Origin of the sequence: Nocardia sp. alder85J (assembly GCF_020176955.2) — a bacterium.
GTDB lineage: Bacteria > Actinomycetota > Actinomycetes > Mycobacteriales > Mycobacteriaceae > Nocardia.
The window spans coordinates 51,436-66,127 of the sequence record NZ_JAIUCZ020000018.1; the positions used below are offsets into that span (position 1 = coordinate 51,436).

15 protein-coding genes and 1 riboswitch are annotated in these 14,692 nt (G+C 68.9%); of the genes, 7 read left to right on the forward strand and 8 right to left on the reverse strand.

From position 1 onward, the window contains the following. Positions 1-206: 206 nt before the first annotated feature. Positions 207-467 carry a hypothetical protein gene (locus LBW94_RS42070; protein ID WP_225059724.1) on the reverse strand — a complete coding sequence of 87 codons (261 nt, stop codon included), beginning with the start codon at positions 465-467 and terminating at the stop codon, positions 207-209. Positions 468-766: 299 nt separating this feature from the next. Between LBW94_RS42070 and LBW94_RS42075 the strand changes: the two genes are divergently transcribed. Next, on the forward strand, positions 767-1,252 hold the full coding sequence (locus tag LBW94_RS42075) for a hypothetical protein (protein WP_225059723.1): 486 nt from the start codon (positions 767-769) through the stop codon (positions 1,250-1,252). Between the two features lie 100 nt (positions 1,253-1,352). Here the strand turns inward: LBW94_RS42075 and LBW94_RS42080 are convergent, their stop codons facing one another. From LBW94_RS42080 to LBW94_RS42095, 4 genes are all read right to left on the reverse strand, one after another. After that, a complete protein-coding gene (locus LBW94_RS42080; protein WP_225059722.1) occupies positions 1,353-1,514 on the reverse strand; it encodes a hypothetical protein in 162 nt (53 codons plus the stop codon). A 157-nt stretch (positions 1,515-1,671) separates the two neighbouring features. Next, the gene (locus tag LBW94_RS42085) at positions 1,672-2,769 is read right to left on the reverse strand and encodes a CaiB/BaiF CoA transferase family protein (RefSeq protein WP_225059721.1); all 1,098 of its coding nucleotides are present in this window, start codon (positions 2,767-2,769) and stop codon (positions 1,672-1,674) included. A gap of 114 nt (positions 2,770-2,883) precedes the next feature. Next, the gene (locus LBW94_RS42090; protein WP_225059720.1) at positions 2,884-3,744 is read right to left on the reverse strand and encodes an amidohydrolase family protein; all 861 of its coding nucleotides are present in this window, start codon (positions 3,742-3,744) and stop codon (positions 2,884-2,886) included. Positions 3,745-3,828: 84 nt separating this feature from the next. Further along, the gene (locus LBW94_RS42095; protein ID WP_225059719.1) at positions 3,829-5,229 is read right to left on the reverse strand and encodes an FAD-dependent oxidoreductase; all 1,401 of its coding nucleotides are present in this window, start codon (positions 5,227-5,229) and stop codon (positions 3,829-3,831) included. A gap of 274 nt (positions 5,230-5,503) precedes the next feature. Here LBW94_RS42095 and LBW94_RS42100 point away from each other — a divergent pair, with 274 nt between their 5' ends. The 3 genes from LBW94_RS42100 (at position 5,504) to LBW94_RS42110 (ending at position 7,808) form a co-directional block, all read left to right on the forward strand. After that, positions 5,504-5,935, forward strand: coding sequence for a hypothetical protein (locus LBW94_RS42100; protein ID WP_225059718.1), 432 nt, complete (start codon positions 5,504-5,506; stop codon positions 5,933-5,935). Positions 5,936-5,984: 49 nt separating this feature from the next. After that, positions 5,985-6,100: riboswitch (SAM riboswitch) on the forward strand. Between the two features lie 18 nt (positions 6,101-6,118). Continuing rightward, positions 6,119-6,541: a rhodanese-like domain-containing protein gene (locus tag LBW94_RS42105; RefSeq protein WP_225059717.1), complete on the forward strand. Its 423-nt coding sequence runs from the start codon at positions 6,119-6,121 to the stop codon at positions 6,539-6,541. A gap of 52 nt (positions 6,542-6,593) precedes the next feature. Beyond that, a complete protein-coding gene (locus LBW94_RS42110; RefSeq protein WP_225059716.1) occupies positions 6,594-7,808 on the forward strand; it encodes an O-succinylhomoserine sulfhydrylase in 1,215 nt (404 codons plus the stop codon). Between the two features lie 43 nt (positions 7,809-7,851). On the opposite strand, the gene LBW94_RS42115 is transcribed toward LBW94_RS42110, so the two are convergent. After that, the gene (locus LBW94_RS42115; protein WP_225059779.1) at positions 7,852-8,613 is read right to left on the reverse strand and encodes an HAD-IIA family hydrolase; all 762 of its coding nucleotides are present in this window, start codon (positions 8,611-8,613) and stop codon (positions 7,852-7,854) included. Between the two features lie 261 nt (positions 8,614-8,874). Between LBW94_RS42115 and fgd the strand changes: the two genes are divergently transcribed. Beyond that, on the forward strand, positions 8,875-9,882 hold the full coding sequence (gene fgd / locus LBW94_RS42120) for a glucose-6-phosphate dehydrogenase (coenzyme-F420) (RefSeq protein ID WP_225059715.1): 1,008 nt from the start codon (positions 8,875-8,877) through the stop codon (positions 9,880-9,882). A 26-nt stretch (positions 9,883-9,908) separates the two neighbouring features. Here the strand turns inward: fgd and LBW94_RS42125 are convergent, their stop codons facing one another. Together LBW94_RS42125 and LBW94_RS42130 are read right to left on the reverse strand one after the other, a co-directional pair. Beyond that, positions 9,909-10,418 carry a nitroreductase/quinone reductase family protein gene (locus LBW94_RS42125; RefSeq protein WP_225059714.1) on the reverse strand — a complete coding sequence of 170 codons (510 nt, stop codon included), beginning with the start codon at positions 10,416-10,418 and terminating at the stop codon, positions 9,909-9,911. 39 nt (positions 10,419-10,457) lie between these two features. Further along, positions 10,458-11,282 carry an LLM class flavin-dependent oxidoreductase gene (locus LBW94_RS42130; protein ID WP_225059713.1) on the reverse strand — a complete coding sequence of 275 codons (825 nt, stop codon included), beginning with the start codon at positions 11,280-11,282 and terminating at the stop codon, positions 10,458-10,460. A 118-nt stretch (positions 11,283-11,400) separates the two neighbouring features. Here LBW94_RS42130 and pta point away from each other — a divergent pair, with 118 nt between their 5' ends. Both pta and LBW94_RS42140 read left to right on the forward strand, forming a co-directional pair. Continuing rightward, entirely contained in the window at positions 11,401-13,485 is a 2,085-nt protein-coding gene (pta, locus tag LBW94_RS42135) for a phosphate acetyltransferase (protein WP_225059712.1), read from the forward strand. Further along, positions 13,482-14,690: an acetate kinase gene (locus LBW94_RS42140; protein WP_225059711.1), complete on the forward strand. Its 1,209-nt coding sequence runs from the start codon at positions 13,482-13,484 to the stop codon at positions 14,688-14,690. The genes pta and LBW94_RS42140 overlap by 4 nt, the downstream gene beginning before the upstream one ends. Positions 14,691-14,692: the final 2 nt, after the last annotated feature.

The window sequence follows — 14,692 nt, forward strand, 5'->3', positions numbered from 1 at the left end:
CGGAAAGCGAATGCGCGAAAAGTGAATGTGCACAAAGGATTCCGTATGCACACGTGGGAATTCGACTGCGCCGTAAGGATGGAGTCGCGATGCCTCCCGTCCCGAACGGGGGCGGCACGTACCCATGGCCGCCCCTGTGAGGGAAAGGAGGTGATGGGAGATGGCCGACATTCGAGACGCACGCACCCACTGCCCGGCAACAGGACTCACACCGCCCGCTGCCGGGCCCGGACACAGGTGGCGCAGCGCCCGGCGGATTCGTGCACGACATGGCCGGGCAGTCGGCGCCGCCGCGTCGTCATCGGCCGCCCGCACCCCAGGCAGTGCGTCGGACGCGTTGCGCGCCAGTGCAGTTCCACCTGCCCCCGCACGATCTCGCGCAGCGCGTGCTCGGTGGCGGCGTCGCCGCGGCACACCACCCCCGCCATCACGACACCGTCGGCGACCCGGGGTCGCACATCGTCCACGAGGGTGCCGGCGGTCAGGGCGTCGAGGGCGCAGGATATCGCCGCGCACCGGCCCCCTGTCCGGCAACCCGTTCCTGCGCCGCTCGATCCGGCCGCTGGATCAGTCTCTCACCGTTACCGTCACCAAAACGGCCGCCGCCCAGGTCGAACACCGCGCAAGAAACGCGCCCATGTCTACATATGGCGCACATCTTCGCTGATCGCGCGAGTGGCGGAAATCCGTCCGAATAGTTTATCGTGAGACGCGAACTTTTCGAAAAGGAGATTTCCCGGTGATGTTCCTTCCGGCGAACGAGTCGATGGACAAAGCCCTGCACTATTTCGATGAATCGCGGAGGATGGCCGAATCCACCGCTCCGAAGGATTCGTTCGACCGAATAGTGTGTATCGCGGCGTTCGGTGCCGCGATGTCGTATCTCGTCGGCGTGCGGATCGGCGGCGGTGAGCCGATACCGGCAGCTCGGCTCGAATATTTCCGGGCCGAAGTGCTCTCCCGGATCGATGCCGACCAGCAGGGGCTGACCGTCTACCTCTTCGAAGCCGTCAAGAGTGTGGTCATCGGTGACCTGGACGAGGCGTTGATCCGTCGTTCGGCGATCCAGTTGTTGCTGGACGATTATCCCGGGGTGTCGGATATTCTGGACGAATACGATAGGGAAGCGCTCGCGGAGCTGGACACGGAACTCCTGGAGAAAGCGATATATGGGGACGAGGTCACGGATTATACGATTCTGCACGCCTTGCCGCCCACCCATTGGTGGTGGCCTTTCCGGGCTCGGTCCTGAGTGATATGCAGCACTGTATCCGAATGTGACAGTTGCGCATGGGCGATGGCGTGGGCGAGACCCTCGCGGCGATCACGTGCGGAGAGGTCCGCGAAGACCATCACTGATCGTGTCGGCTCAGGTCCGACAGGTCACCGGACTTGGGCGAGCGGCGCTGTCCCCGGGCGCCGATCGCATCGATAAGTCCTCGTCCCGCAGCCGATGCCGAGGTGACACCACCATCGGACTCTTCGGGTGTCTGCGGGTCGAGCTCGGGTGCCATACCGGGGAGTCTACCCCGCTTCGGCCTTCAACCCAGGGGTGAGCATCGAGCCGTTTCGCTGTCGATGCTTGGCACGCACCGGATTTCATGATGGTCCGGTCCCGGATTCTCCCCGGGACCGGAATGGGTTGTCGCCGGCCGAAATCGCCGGAACGATTCAGTCCGCCCACACCTGCTCGATCGGCGTCGCCACACTCGGCGGCGGCGTCGGGACACCGCTGGGCGTCCGCGAGAACCGCGGCGCCGGCGCATGTTGCACCACGCCCTCGATCTCGATCAAACTGCCGCGGGCCACCAGATGTTCGTTCTGTTCCGCCTCGGAGAAGGTGAGGATCGGGGTGACACAGGAGTCGGTGCCGGCGAAGACGGCGGTCCACTCGTCGCGGGTGCGGCTCTTGAACTTCTCCGTGAACAGCTTCTTCAGCTGGTCCTGGGCGGCTGGATCGAGCTGGTGCGGCAGGCCCTCCGGGTCGATCTCCAAGCCGCGCAACAGTTCCGCGTAGAACTGGGGCTCGATGGGGCCGACCGCCATGTAGCCGCCGTCGGAGGTCTCGTAGGTGTCGTAGAACGACATGCCGGTGTCGAGCAGGTTGGTGCCGCGCTCCTCGTTCCACAGGCCCATGCCGCGCATACCCCAGATCATGTGCGAAAGGGCAAGGGCGCCATCGACCATCGCGGCGTCGATCACCTGGCCGCGGCCGGACCGCGAGCGTTCCACCAGCGCCGACAGCACGCCCATCACCAGGAACATCGAGCCGCCGCCGAAGTCGCCCACCATGTTCAGCGGCGGCACCGGGCGTTCGCCCTGGCGGCCGATGGCATTCAGCACGCCGGTGAGGGAGATGTAGTTGATGTCGTGCCCGGCGCGGTCGGCCAGCGGGCCGAACTGGCCCCAGCCGGTCATCCGGCCGTAGACCAGGCCGGGATTGCGCTCCAGGGTGACGTCGGGGCCGAGGCCCATCCGCTCGGTGGCACCGGGCCGGAAACCCTCGATCAGCACGTCGGCCTTGTCGATCAGCGCGAGCACCCGCTCGATCTCGGCCGGATCCTTCAGGTTGGCCTCCACGATGGTGCGGCCGCGCCATTGCGGGCGGTCCATCACCCCGGGCAGCATGCCGGGCCGCTGGACCCGCACCACGTCGGCGCCCAGGTCGGCCAGCAGCAGCGCCGCATGCGGGCCGGGGCCGATCCCGGCCAGTTCGACGACCCTGATGCCCGCCAGCGGTCCCTGCTTCGCGGTGGATGGAGTGCTCACGACCTACCTCGGTTCGTCCTCGATGCCTACGTCCGGACCATAACGGACTGTTGGCGTCCGGACAACAAGCCCGTTCGCGGGCCGGAAATATGACGGTACGCCAGGGGTTCGGAACTATTCGATGATGGGCAACGGGCGCGTATCGTCGCCGGCGGGCAGTTCGTCGCGGCGCAACCGCAGCGTCGGCGGGCCGGTGACCGGCAGCGGGCGGGTGGTGGCCGGATCGGCGTGCACCGCCTTCACCGGCAATCCGTAGCAGGCGCGCGCGTTGTCGTCCAGCACCCGGTACATGTCGGCGCCGACGGCGTCGGCGATCAGGGCGATATCGGAGTCGCGGAAGGCTCGGCGGGTGCGGATGCCGGGCAGATCGGTGCCGAACATCAGCGCCTGCGGATTCACCGCGTGGATGCGGCGCAGCGCGGCGGGGATGTTCATCGCCACCCGGCCGAAGCCGGACGCCTTCACCTTGGCGCCGCGATCCACCAGGTTCAGCAGGTAGGGCAGGCATTCGTCGGACATGCCGAGGTGGTCGACCGACAGTGCGGGCAGCTTGCTGATCACCGGTTGCAGCGAGCCGAGGGTGGAACCGTCGATGTACAGCTCCACGTGCCAGCGGGCCAGATCCCAGGCGCGGCGGGCCTGCTCGGTGAGGGTGACGATGTCACCGGCGGCGCGCTTGAGGTTGAACCGCAGCGCGCGCACGCCGTGCCGGTGCAATTCCAGGATCTGCTCGTCGGTGGTGTCGGGGTGCAGATTGGTCACCCCGACCCACCCGGGCCCGAGTTCGGTCAGCGCCGCCCGCAGGAAGCTCTGATCGGTGCCCTGGAAGGAGCCGCTCACCACTGCGCCACCGTCGACGTCGAAGCGCGCCATGCGTTTTCGATAGTCGGCGATGGTGTAGGGCGGCGGCAGGTAGCCCTCGTTCTCGACCAGCGGGAACCGCGGATCGACGATGTGGAAATGGGCATCGAACACGTGATCAGCATGCCTCGAGACGGGGACGGATGGGGATCCGGACGGCTCGCCGGGCGGATGCCGGTCGGCAGTTGCGCCCGGGGATCAGGCCTTGTTCGGTTCGCTGGCCGCGAGCATTTCGTTGCGCTCGACGACCTTGACCCGCTCCCGGCCCTGCGGCTCGCCCAGCGCCCGCTCGTGCGCGTCGAGCCGGTACCAGCCCGCCCAGGTGGTGAACGGGATGCCCTTGCTCTCCAGCCAGCCGGTGACCGCGCCGGGATCCGGCTCGGCGGCCGGGACGAAGGCGGGGGCGTCGTCGAGCAGGCAGGCGATGGTCTCGTTGGCGTCGCCCTTGGTGTGGCCGATCAGGCCGACCGGGCCGCGCTTGATCCAGCCGGTGACATAGGTGGCCGGCAGGTAGCGATCGGGGCCGTCGGCGTGCTCGTCGGCCAGCACCCGGCCGGCCTCGTTGGGCACGGTGCCCGCCTGATCGTCGAACGGCAGCTGCGCGATGTTCTGCGACAGGTAGCCCACCGCCCGGTAGATCGCCTGCACATCCCAGGTGTTGAACTCGCCGGTGCCCTTGACGTTGCCGGTGCCGTCGAGCGCGGTGCGCTCGGTGCGCAGGCCGACGACCTTGCCGTCCTCACCCACGATCTCGGCCGGGGATTCGAAGAAGTGCAGGAACAACTTGTGCGGGCGGGCGCCGACATCGCGAATCGCCCACTGCTCCAAGGTGTTGCAGACCATGTCGACCTGCTTCGAATGCCTGCGTGCCGCTTCCGAACCCTCGTCGTAGTCGATGTCCTCGGGATCCACGATGACCTCGATGTTCGGCGAGTGGTCCAGCTCCCGTAGCTCCAGCGGGGTGAACTTGGCCTGCGCCGGGCCGCGACGGCCGAACACGTGCACCTCGACGGCCTTGTTGGCCAGCAGGCCCGCGTGCACGTTCGGCGGGATCTCGGTGGGGAGCAGTTCGTCGCCGGTCTTGGCGAGCACCCGCGCCACGTCCAGGGCGACGTTGCCGACGCCGAGCACGGCGACCTTCTCCGCCTCCAGCGGCCAGTTGCGTGGCACGTCCGGATGCCCGTCGTACCAGGACACGAAGTCGGCGGCGCCGTAGGAGCCGTCCAGTTCGATGCCCGGGACGGTCAGCGCGCGGTCGGCGTTGGCGCCGGTGGAGAAGATCACCGCGTCGTAGAAGCGCCGCAGATCCTCCAGGGTGATGTCGGTGCCGTAGTCGATGTTGCCGAGCAGCCGGACCTGGGGCTTGTCGAGGACCTTGTGCAGCGCGGTGATGATGCCCTTGATCCGCGGATGGTCGGGCGCCACGCCGTACCGGATCAGGCCGAACGGCGCCGGCATCCGCTCGTACAGGTCGATGCTCACCTCGGCATCGGACTTCATCAAGGCGTCGGCGGCGTAGATACCCGCCGGTCCGGCGCCCACGATGGCGATGCGCAACGGGCGATCCGCACTCTGTCGATCGGCGCTGTGTTCGGTCATTCTCAGGCGCACCCTTTGGTCGGAAACACTGTCGTCTGTCTCAGCCGTCTTTTTCTTAGCTTAGGCTAAGTTGACGTCCGGGCGGTTCGCCCCCGACGCCCCCGACATCCCATCGATGCTGCATTGTTGCTTGCAGAGACACGGTTGGCGCCGCGGCGGCCGCCAGTTCCCGAAGATTCTATCGAGGTCGGCCACGGCCTCCGTTCCCGCGTCCCCGGTGGTAAATCCGGGGCGTGACTCCCGGCACACCGGGCCACCAGGGATGATCAATGGCATGAGCGCCCCCGACGAGCAGCCCGTCGCGATCGATCAGCGGGAAAAGACCCGGTCCGCAGTGCCTTTCCTGGCGGCCTTCGGGCTGGCGCTGCTGGTGCTGGTGGCCGTGGTGCTCCTCGAGACGCTGCGCCCGGCGGAGAGAAACGTCACAGATTCCGACAAGATGGCGACCGCGGTGCACGACTACACGCAGGCCTGGAACGCCGCCGACCCGGCGAAGCTGGCGGCGGCGGTGTGCCCCGGTTTCGATCCGGCCCGCTCGCCGCTGGCCGCGGCGGCCGGGAAGAAGGCCGATCTGGTCCGGCTGACCGATCCGAGCATCGACGGCGATCGCGGCAAGGTGACCGTGACCGACTCGGTGGACGGTAAGGAGAGCACCGCCACCTGGGCGCTGACCCGTTCCGGCGGCGTCTGGCGCGTCTGCGATTGAGGTCGCCGGAGTTTGACAGGCAACCCTGTGACGCGGCAATCTCGTTGCAGGTCATGAGTGCCAGCGCCAAGCCCCGGCTCGCTGGTCGGCAACCCTCTTTCGCGGTGGGGTGCTCCGGGTGACGACCTGGCCGCGCACCGGCTCCCGGTGCGGCAAGTGCGGATTCTCGAGGAGGTTCGACAAATGAGCTACGCAGGCGACATCACGCCGCTGCAAGCGTGGGAACTGTTGCGGGACAACCCGGATGCGGTGCTGGTGGATGTGCGCACCGAGGCCGAGTGGCGGTTCGTCGGGGTGCCCGACACCACGTCCATCGACCGGCCGACGGCCCTGATCGAATGGGTCGACTTCGGCGGCGGTCGCAACGAGGCCTTCGTCGATCAGCTGAAGCAGGCGCTGGCCGGGCGGGCCGCCGGCAGCGACGCCCCGGTCGTGTTCCTCTGCCGGTCCGGGCAGCGGTCGATCGGCGCGGCCACCGCGGCCACCGCGGCCGGTTTCGCCCCGTCGTACAACGTGCTCGAGGGCTTCGAGGGCCCGCTGGACGAGGTCGCGCATCGCGGTGCCGCCGGCTGGCGCGCCCACGGACTGCCGTGGCGGCAGTCGTGACGGCCACAGCTCGACCGGCGCGGTGCCGGGTCGCGACGGAAAGGAGACCGGCATGATCACCGGTGGCTCGTTCGACAAGCCGCTGCCCTCCGGCGTGGGCCCGGCGACGCTGGGCGTCCGGGGCGGCCTGCGGCGCTCCGGCTTCGAGGAGACCTCCGAGGCGCTGTACCTCTCGTCCGGCTTCGTCTACGAGAGCGCCGAGGCCGCCGAGGCCGCGTTCAACGGCGACGCCGAACATTTCGTGTACTCCCGCTACGGCAATCCCACGGTCGCCATGTTCGAGGAGCGGCTGCGGCTGCTCGAGGGCGCCGAGGCGTGTTTCGCGACCGCCAGCGGCATGTCGGCGGTGTTCACCGCGCTGGCCGCCCTGCTCGCCACCGGCGACCGGCTGGTGGCCGCGCGCAGCCTGTTCGGTTCCTGTTTCGTGGTGTGCAACGAGATCCTGCCGCGCTGGGGTGTCGAGACCGTCTTCGTCGACGGTGAGGATCTCGACCAGTGGGAGCAGGCGCTGTCGGTGCCGACCACGGCGGTGTTCTTCGAGACCCCGTCCAACCCGATGCAGACCCTGGTGGATGTCCGCCGGGTCGCCGAGTTGGCGCACGCCGCCGGCGCGAAGGTGGTGCTGGACAACGTCTTCGCCACCCCGCTGTTGCAGCGCAGCCTGCCGCTCGGCGCCGATGTGGTGGTCTACTCCGGCACCAAGCACATCGACGGGCAGGGCCGGGTGCTCGGCGGCGCGATCCTCGGGACGCACGACTACATCGACGGCCCGGTCAAGAATCTGATGCGGCACACCGGCCCGGCGCTGAGCCCGTTCAACGCCTGGACACTGCTCAAGGGCCTGGAGACCATGCCGCTGCGGGTGATGCAGTCGGCCACCTCGGCGCTGCGCATCGCGGAGTTCCTGGAGCAGCATCCCGCGGTGTCCTGGACGAAATACCCGTTCCTGCAATCACATCCGCAGTACGATCTGGCCCGCAGTCAGATGTCCGGCGGCGGCACCGTGGTCACCTTCGAGCTGGCGGCCGATGCGGACGAGGCCAAGAAGCGCGCTTTCGAGGTGCTCAATCGCCTTCGCATCGTGGACATCTCGAACAACCTGGGTGATTCCAAGACCCTGATCACCCATCCGGCCACCACCACGCATCGCGCGATGGGGCCGGAAGGCCGTGCGGCCGTGGGCATCACCGACGGGGTGCTGCGCATCTCGATCGGCCTGGAGGACGTCGACGATCTGCTCGGCGATCTCGATCACGCGCTGGCCTGAGCCCCGTGACGGTGGCGTCCGCTGGCTGCGGGCGCCACCGGAATCAGCGGTCCGCGAACGGATTCGCGGTATGACCCACCAGATCGGCCACCGAGTCCAGCACCACCGTCGGACGGTAGGGGAACTGTTCGACCGAGGCGCGGGTGGAGATGCCGGAGGTCACCAGGATCGTCCGCATGCCCGCCTCCAGCCCGGCGATCACATCGGTGTCCATCCGGTCGCCGATCATCACCGTGGACTGTGAGTGCGCGCCGATGCGGCGCAGCGCCGAGCGCATCATCAGCGGATTCGGCTTGCCCACGTAATACGGTTCGCGGCCGGTGGCGCGGGTGATCAGCGCCGCCACCGAGCCGGTGGCCGGGAGCAGCCCCTCGCGCGACGGCCCGGTCGCGTCCGGGTTGGTGGCGATGAAGCGAGCGCCCCTGTCCACCAAGCGGATCGCGGTGGTGATCGCCTCGAAGGAATAGGTGCGGGTCTCGCCCAGCACCACATAGTCCGGATCGCTGTCGGTGAGGACGTAGCCGATCTCGTGCAGGGCGGTGGTGAGGCCGGATTCGCCCACCACGTAGGCGGTGCCGCCGGGCCGCTGGTCGTCGAGGAAGGTCGCGGTCGCCAGGGCGGAGGTCCAGATCGCCTCCTCGGGGATGTCGAGGCCGGAGTGCCGCAGCCGGGCCTGGAGGTCGCGCGGGGTGCGGATCGAGTTGTTGGTCAGCACCAGGAACGGGATGCCGGCGGCCGTCAGCTCCGCCAGGAACTTGTCGGCGCCGGGAATCGGGTGGTCCTCGTGCACCAGCACGCCGTCCATGTCGGTCAGGTAGGACAGGATCGGTTCGTCGTCTGCCGTCACCGTTCAATTCTGGGCCCGGCGCCCGGCGTGCCGCGCGGCGGGGGCCGGAGATCTCGGACCGACCATCCGAACATAACGGACAGGCCGCTGGTTATGGTCGAGGGTGGATCTCTGGTGCGGCGGAATGCGGTGCGACACCGCGACGCTGCACCCGAGTGGCATGTCGGCCCGCACAACCGGGCCGAGAAGTGGACATCGGAAGAGTGGACAGGAGTCCCGGTGACTGATCTCAAGCTCGGTTACAAGGCATCGGCGGAACAATTCGGTCCTCGGGAGCTCGTCGAGCTCGGTGTGGCCGCCGAGGAGCACGGTCTCGACAGCGCCACGGTCAGCGACCACTTCCAGCCGTGGCGGCACAACGGCGGGCATGCGCCGTTCTCGCTGGCCTGGATGACGGCGGTGGGGGAGCGCACGCAGCGGATCCAGCTGGGCACCTCCGTGCTCACCCCGACCTTCCGCTACAACCCGGCGGTGATCGCACAGGCGTTCGCGAGCATGGGGTGTCTCTACCCGAACCGCATCATGCTCGGTGTCGGTACCGGTGAGGCGCTCAACGAGATCGCGACCGGCTACAAGGGCGAATGGCCGGAGTTCAAGGAGCGGTTCGCCCGGCTGCGCGAGTCCGTCGATCTGATGCGGGCGTTGTGGACCGGTGACCGGGTCACCTTCGACGGCGAGTACTACCACACCGTCGGAGCCTCGATCTACGACGTGCCGAAGGGTGGTATCCCGATCTATGTCGCCGCCGGCGGCCCGCTGGTGGCGAAGTACGCCGGTCGCGCCGGCGACGGGTTCATCTGTACCTCGGGCAAGGGTATGGATCTCTACACGGAGAAGCTGATGCCGGGTGTGCGGGAGGGCGCCGCGAAGGCCGGGCGCACCCTCGACGACATCGATCGGATGATCGAGATCAAGATCTCCTACGACACCGATCCCGAACTGGCGCTGGAGAACACCCGGTTCTGGGCGCCGCTGTCGCTGACCGCGGAGCAGAAGCATTCCATCACCGATCCGATCGAGATGGAGGCGGCCGCCGACGCGCTGCCGATCGAGCAGATCGCCAAGCGCTGGATCGTCGCCAGCGATCCGGATCAGACCGTGGAACTGATCAAGCCGTACGTGGACGCGGGCCTGAACCACCTGGTGTTCCACGCCCCCGGCCACGATCAGCGCCGCTTCCTGGACCTGTTCGCCAGCGACCTGGCGCCGCGGCTGCGCGATCTGTAGCCACACCGCCCCGGTGGCCACCGGCGTCAGAGCTGCCGTAGCGAGAACATCCGCATGGTGCGGTCGGTGCGGTGGCGGTAGCTGCGGTACGCGGCGGTGATGTCCACGAAGCTGTCGAAGATCGCCTCGCGGGCCGCCGGGTCGGTGACCGGTTCGGCGTGCACCGCCAGGTAGTTCCCGGCGATGGTGACGGTGCCGATCGGATAGGACAGCAGGTTCGCCGTCCAGGCCGGGTGCCGATCGCCGCCGAAATTGCTGCCGACCACGTGCAATACATCGCCACCGTGCACGAACAGCAGCGGAGTGGTGTGCTGGAGGCCCGAACTGCGGCCGGTGGTGGTGAGCAGCAGGATCGGCGCGCCGACGGGCCCCAGCACGGTGTACCGCCCGGCACTGCGCTGCAATACCTTTCGGTCCAGCGGCGTCAGGGCCCGGACGACCGCCGACCCGGCTCGGGTCGCCGCGATCGGACCGGCCACCCGGGCCAGTACATTCGTTCGCGAGCCCCAGGTCCGATCGGGAAATTGCGCTGCCATGTGTGCCGATCCTAGCGCCACACGGCCGCCGGCCCCGAATCAGCGTCCGGCGGCCGCCTTCGCCGCGGCGATGAATTCGTATGCGGCACGCCAGTTTCCGTCGGGCGGGTAGACGATCACCCGCTCCGCGCTCCGGTCGGCCAGGGCGGCGAGCCGTTCGGCGAGCGCGCCGACGGCCGGCTCCTGCGGCAGCAGGACGGTGAGGCCGGGCGCCGGGCGGCCGTACTCCGCCGCGAGTTCCGCCAGCCGCTCGATCGCCGTGGTCAGCGCGATATCGTCGTTGCCCAGGGAGATCCAGCCGTCGCCGTACCGCGCGGCGCGGCGCAGCGCGCGGGTTCCGTTGCCCGCGATCAGGATCGGCGGCACGGTGGCGCTCGGGGCCAGCGCCGCCACGGTGCCGTCGGGCAGAGTGGCCGTGCGGCCCGCGATCAGGTCCGGCAGCACCTCGAGCGCCTCGTCGGTGCGACGGCCGCGGTCGGCGAAGGAGAAACCGGCAGCCCGCCAGGCGATGTCGCCGTGCGCCGGATTCCCGGTGCCGACGCCGACCCGCAGCCGGTCGCCGGACAGGTGTTGCAGCGTGGCGATCTGCTTGGCCGCCCAGGCGACGGGCCGCAACGCCGGCAACAGCACCGCATAGCCGATGCCGATCCGCTCGGTGACCGCGGCGGCCGCGGCCAGCGTGGCCGTGCTGTCCAGGATCGGGGCGGTGGCGAGCAGATGGTCACTGGCCCAGACCGAATCCAGGCCCGCCTCCTCCGCGAACCGCGCGGCGGCCGGGACGTCGCCCAGGATCGGCCGCGCCGGATCGGAGGTCGAGGTGGGCAGGGTCGATCCGATCTCCAGGGTGCCGCGTGCGCCCGTCATTATGTTCCCGTCGTAGACAGTCTTCTTATTTATAATTTTCTTGCGAACGAATAATATGTTGCTGCAAGCAAGTTGGCAATCCTGCACAGGCGTACCGATGATCACTAAGCTCGGGCGCATGGCCGACAGCGCACCGTCCACCGTGTACATCGCCTCGCTGGAGGGTGACACCGGCAAATCGACAGTGGCGCTGGGGGTGCTGCAACTGCTGTCCGCGACCACACCGCGCGTCGGGGTGTTCCGGCCGATCACGCGCTCGGCGCACGAGCCGGACTACATCGTCGAACTGCTGCTCGAGTACTGCACCGCCGACATCGGCTACGACCAGGCCGTCGGGGTCACCTACGAACAGATGCACGCCGATCCGGACGCCGCGATCGGCGAGATCGTGGCGCGCTTCCACGCGGTGGCCGAACACTGCGACGCGGTGGTGGTCGTCGGGACCGATTACACCGATGTGGCCGCGCCCAGCGAACTCCGGTACAACGCGCGCATCGCCGCCAACCTCGGGGCGCCGGTGCTGCTGGTGCTGCGCGGGTCCGGCCGCACCCCGGCGGAGATCGAGCAGGTCGCCGAGCTGTGCCGGGGCGAACTCGCGGTCGAGCACGCACAGTTGACCGCCGTGGTGGTGAACCGCTGCGATCCGAAGCGGCTCGACGAGGTCGCCGCCGCGGTGGCGCCGATCGGGGTGCCGGTCTGGACCCTGCCCGAGGTGCCGCTGCTGACCGCGCCCACCATGGCCGAGCTGTGCCGGGCGATCGACGGCACCCTCTACTCCGGCGATCCGGAACTGCTGCAACGGGAGGCGCTGACGGTGATGGTCGGCGGCATGACCGCCGAGCACATCCTGGAACGGCTCACCGATTCGGTCGCCGTGATCGTCCCCGGCGATCGTTCGGACGCGCTGCTGGCGCTGGTGAACGCTCATGAGGCGGAAGGGTTTCCGTCGCTGTCCGGCATCGTCATGAACGGCGGCCTGTTACCCGATCCGGCGATCGCGCGGCTGATCGAGGGCCTGAAACCCAAACTGCCGATCCTCACGACCGAACTCGGCACCTACGACACCGCCGCCGCGGCCGTGCGCACCCGCGGCCGGGTCTCGCTGTCCAGCGTGCGCAAGGTCGACACCGCGCTGGCGCTGATGGAGCAGCGGGTCGACGGGCGGAAACTGGTGGAGCTCATCGCCGTTCCCGCGCAGTCCACGGTGACCACACCCCAGATGTTCGAATACCGGCTGGTGGAGTGGGCCCGCTCGGCCCGGCGCCGGATCGTGCTGCCCGAGGGTGACGACGACCGCATCCTGCGCGCGGCCGGCCGGGTGTTGCAGCGCGGCATCGCCGATCTGCTGATCCTCGGCGACGAGGCCGCCGTGCGGGGCCGGGCCGCCGAACTCGGCGTCGACATCGCGGCCGCCTCGATCCTGGACCCGCGCACCTCCGAACTGCGCGAGCGATTCGCCGAGGAGTACACCAAACTCCGCGAGCACAAGGGCATGACGCTGGAGCGGGCCCGCGAGATCGTCGCCGACATCTCCTTCTTCGGCACCATGATGGTGCGGGACGGGCTGGCCGACGGCATGGTGTCCGGGGCCGCGCACACCACCGCGCACACCATCCGGCCCGCCCTCCAGATCATCAAGACCCAGCCCGGGGTGTCGACGGTGTCCAGCGTCTTCCTGATGTGCCTGGCCGATCGGGTGCTCGCCTACGGCGACTGTGCGGTGGTGCCCGACCCCACCGACGAGCAGCTCGCCGATATCGCGATCTCCTCCGCGCGCACCGCCGCCCGCTTCGGCATCGAGCCTCGGGTGGCGATGCTGTCCTATTCCACCGGCGACTCCGGCAGCGGCGCCGATGTCGACCGGGTGCGCAGCGCCACCCGGCTGGTGCACGAACGGGCCCCGGAACTGCTGGTGGAGGGGCCGATCCAGTACGACGCGGCGATCGACCCGATCGTGGCCCGGCAGAAGCTGCCGAGCTCCGAGGTGGCCGGGCACGCCACGGTCTTCGTGTTCCCGGATCTGAACACCGGCAACAACACCTACAAGGCGGTGCAGCGCAGCGCCGGGGCGGTGGCGATCGGCCCGGTGTTGCAGGGGCTGCGTAAACCGGTCAACGACCTGTCCCGCGGGGCGCTGGTCACCGACATCGTCAACACCATCGCCATCACCGCGATCCAGGCCGCAACGGAGCAGTCCCGATGACCGCCGCGCACTGCGTGCTGGTGATCAACACCGGCTCCTCGTCGATCAAATATCAACTGCTGGAACCAGATTCGGCGGAGGTGCGGGCGGCCGGGATGGTGTCGCGGATCGGCGAACCGGTCGGTGCCGACACCGTGACCGTCGAACATCGGGGCGCGCGGGGCACGCTGGAACATCGCGGCCCGGTTCCCGATCACGGCACCGGATTACGGCTGGCGTTCGAGCTGTTCGCCCGCGACGGTACGGATCTGGCGCATGCCGGGCTGCGGGCGGTCGGACATCGCGTGGTGCACGGCGGTGAGGTCTTCTACCGGCCCACCGTCATCACCGACGCGGTCGTCGAGACCATCGAGCAGCTGTCCGCGCTGGCACCGCTGCACAATCCGGCCAACGCCGTCGGCATCCGCTACGCCCGCTCGCTGCTGCCGGACACCCCGCAGGTGGCGGTGTTCGACACCGCCTTCTTCCACGGCCTGCCGGATGCCGCCAAGACCTATGCCATCGACGCGAGTGTGGCGGCGGCGCACGGCATCCGGCGCTACGGCTTCCACGGCACGTCGCACGAGTACGTCTCCGGCCGGGTGGCCGAGGCGCTCGGCCGCGATCCCGCGACCCTGCGCCAGATCGTGCTGCACCTGGGCAACGGCGCCTCCGCGTCGGCGATCCGCGGCGGCCGGGCGGTGGACACCAGCATGGGCCTGACCCCGCTGGAGGGCCTGGTGATGGGCACCCGTTCCGGCGACATCGATCCCGGCATCATCGCCTATCTGGCCCGCACCGCCGGGATGGACGTGGACGCCAGTTACGACATGCTGAACCGCAATTCGGGCCTGGAGGGGCTGTCCGGGGTGAACGACTTCCGGGCCCTGCAGGCCGCCGTCGAATCCGGCGACGCCGCCGCCCGGCTGGCCTACGACGTCTACGTGCACCGGCTGCGCCGCTACCTCGGCGCCTACCTGGTCGAACTGGGTGGCGTGGACACGATCACCTTCACCGCCGGCGTCGGCGAGAACAGCCCGGCCGTCCGCGCGGACGCCCTGCACGGCCTCGAATTCCTGGGCATCGCGGTCGATTCCGTGCGAAACACCGCGAAAAGCTCTGCCGCACGCATTATCTCACCGGACAATTCTCCGGTGACCGTGCTGGTGGTCCCCACCAACGAGGAACTGGCCATCGCCCGCGCCGCCGCCCTGCTGGTCGGCTGAGG

Coding starts and splice junctions, on each gene's coding strand:
- LBW94_RS42075 (WP_225059723.1), top strand. CDS start 767: ATGGACAAAGCCCTGCACTATTTCGATGAATCGCGGAGGATGGCCGAA.
- LBW94_RS42140 (WP_225059711.1), top strand. CDS start 13,482: ATGACCGCCGCGCACTGCGTGCTGGTGATCAACACCGGCTCCTCGTCG.
- LBW94_RS42110 (WP_225059716.1), top strand. CDS start 6,594: ATGATCACCGGTGGCTCGTTCGACAAGCCGCTGCCCTCCGGCGTGGGC.
- LBW94_RS42125 (WP_225059714.1), bottom strand. CDS start 10,418: ATGGCAGCGCAATTTCCCGATCGGACCTGGGGCTCGCGAACGAATGTA.
- LBW94_RS42095 (WP_225059719.1), bottom strand. CDS start 5,229: ATGACCGAACACAGCGCCGATCGACAGAGTGCGGATCGCCCGTTGCGC.
- LBW94_RS42130 (WP_225059713.1), bottom strand. CDS start 11,282: ATGACGGGCGCACGCGGCACCCTGGAGATCGGATCGACCCTGCCCACC.
- LBW94_RS42115 (WP_225059779.1), bottom strand. CDS start 8,613: ATGGACGGCGTGCTGGTGCACGAGGACCACCCGATTCCCGGCGCCGAC.
- LBW94_RS42100 (WP_225059718.1), top strand. CDS start 5,504: ATGAGCGCCCCCGACGAGCAGCCCGTCGCGATCGATCAGCGGGAAAAG.
- LBW94_RS42080 (WP_225059722.1), bottom strand. CDS start 1,514: ATGGCACCCGAGCTCGACCCGCAGACACCCGAAGAGTCCGATGGTGGT.
- pta (WP_225059712.1), top strand. CDS start 11,401: ATGGCCGACAGCGCACCGTCCACCGTGTACATCGCCTCGCTGGAGGGT.
- LBW94_RS42105 (WP_225059717.1), top strand. CDS start 6,119: ATGAGCTACGCAGGCGACATCACGCCGCTGCAAGCGTGGGAACTGTTG.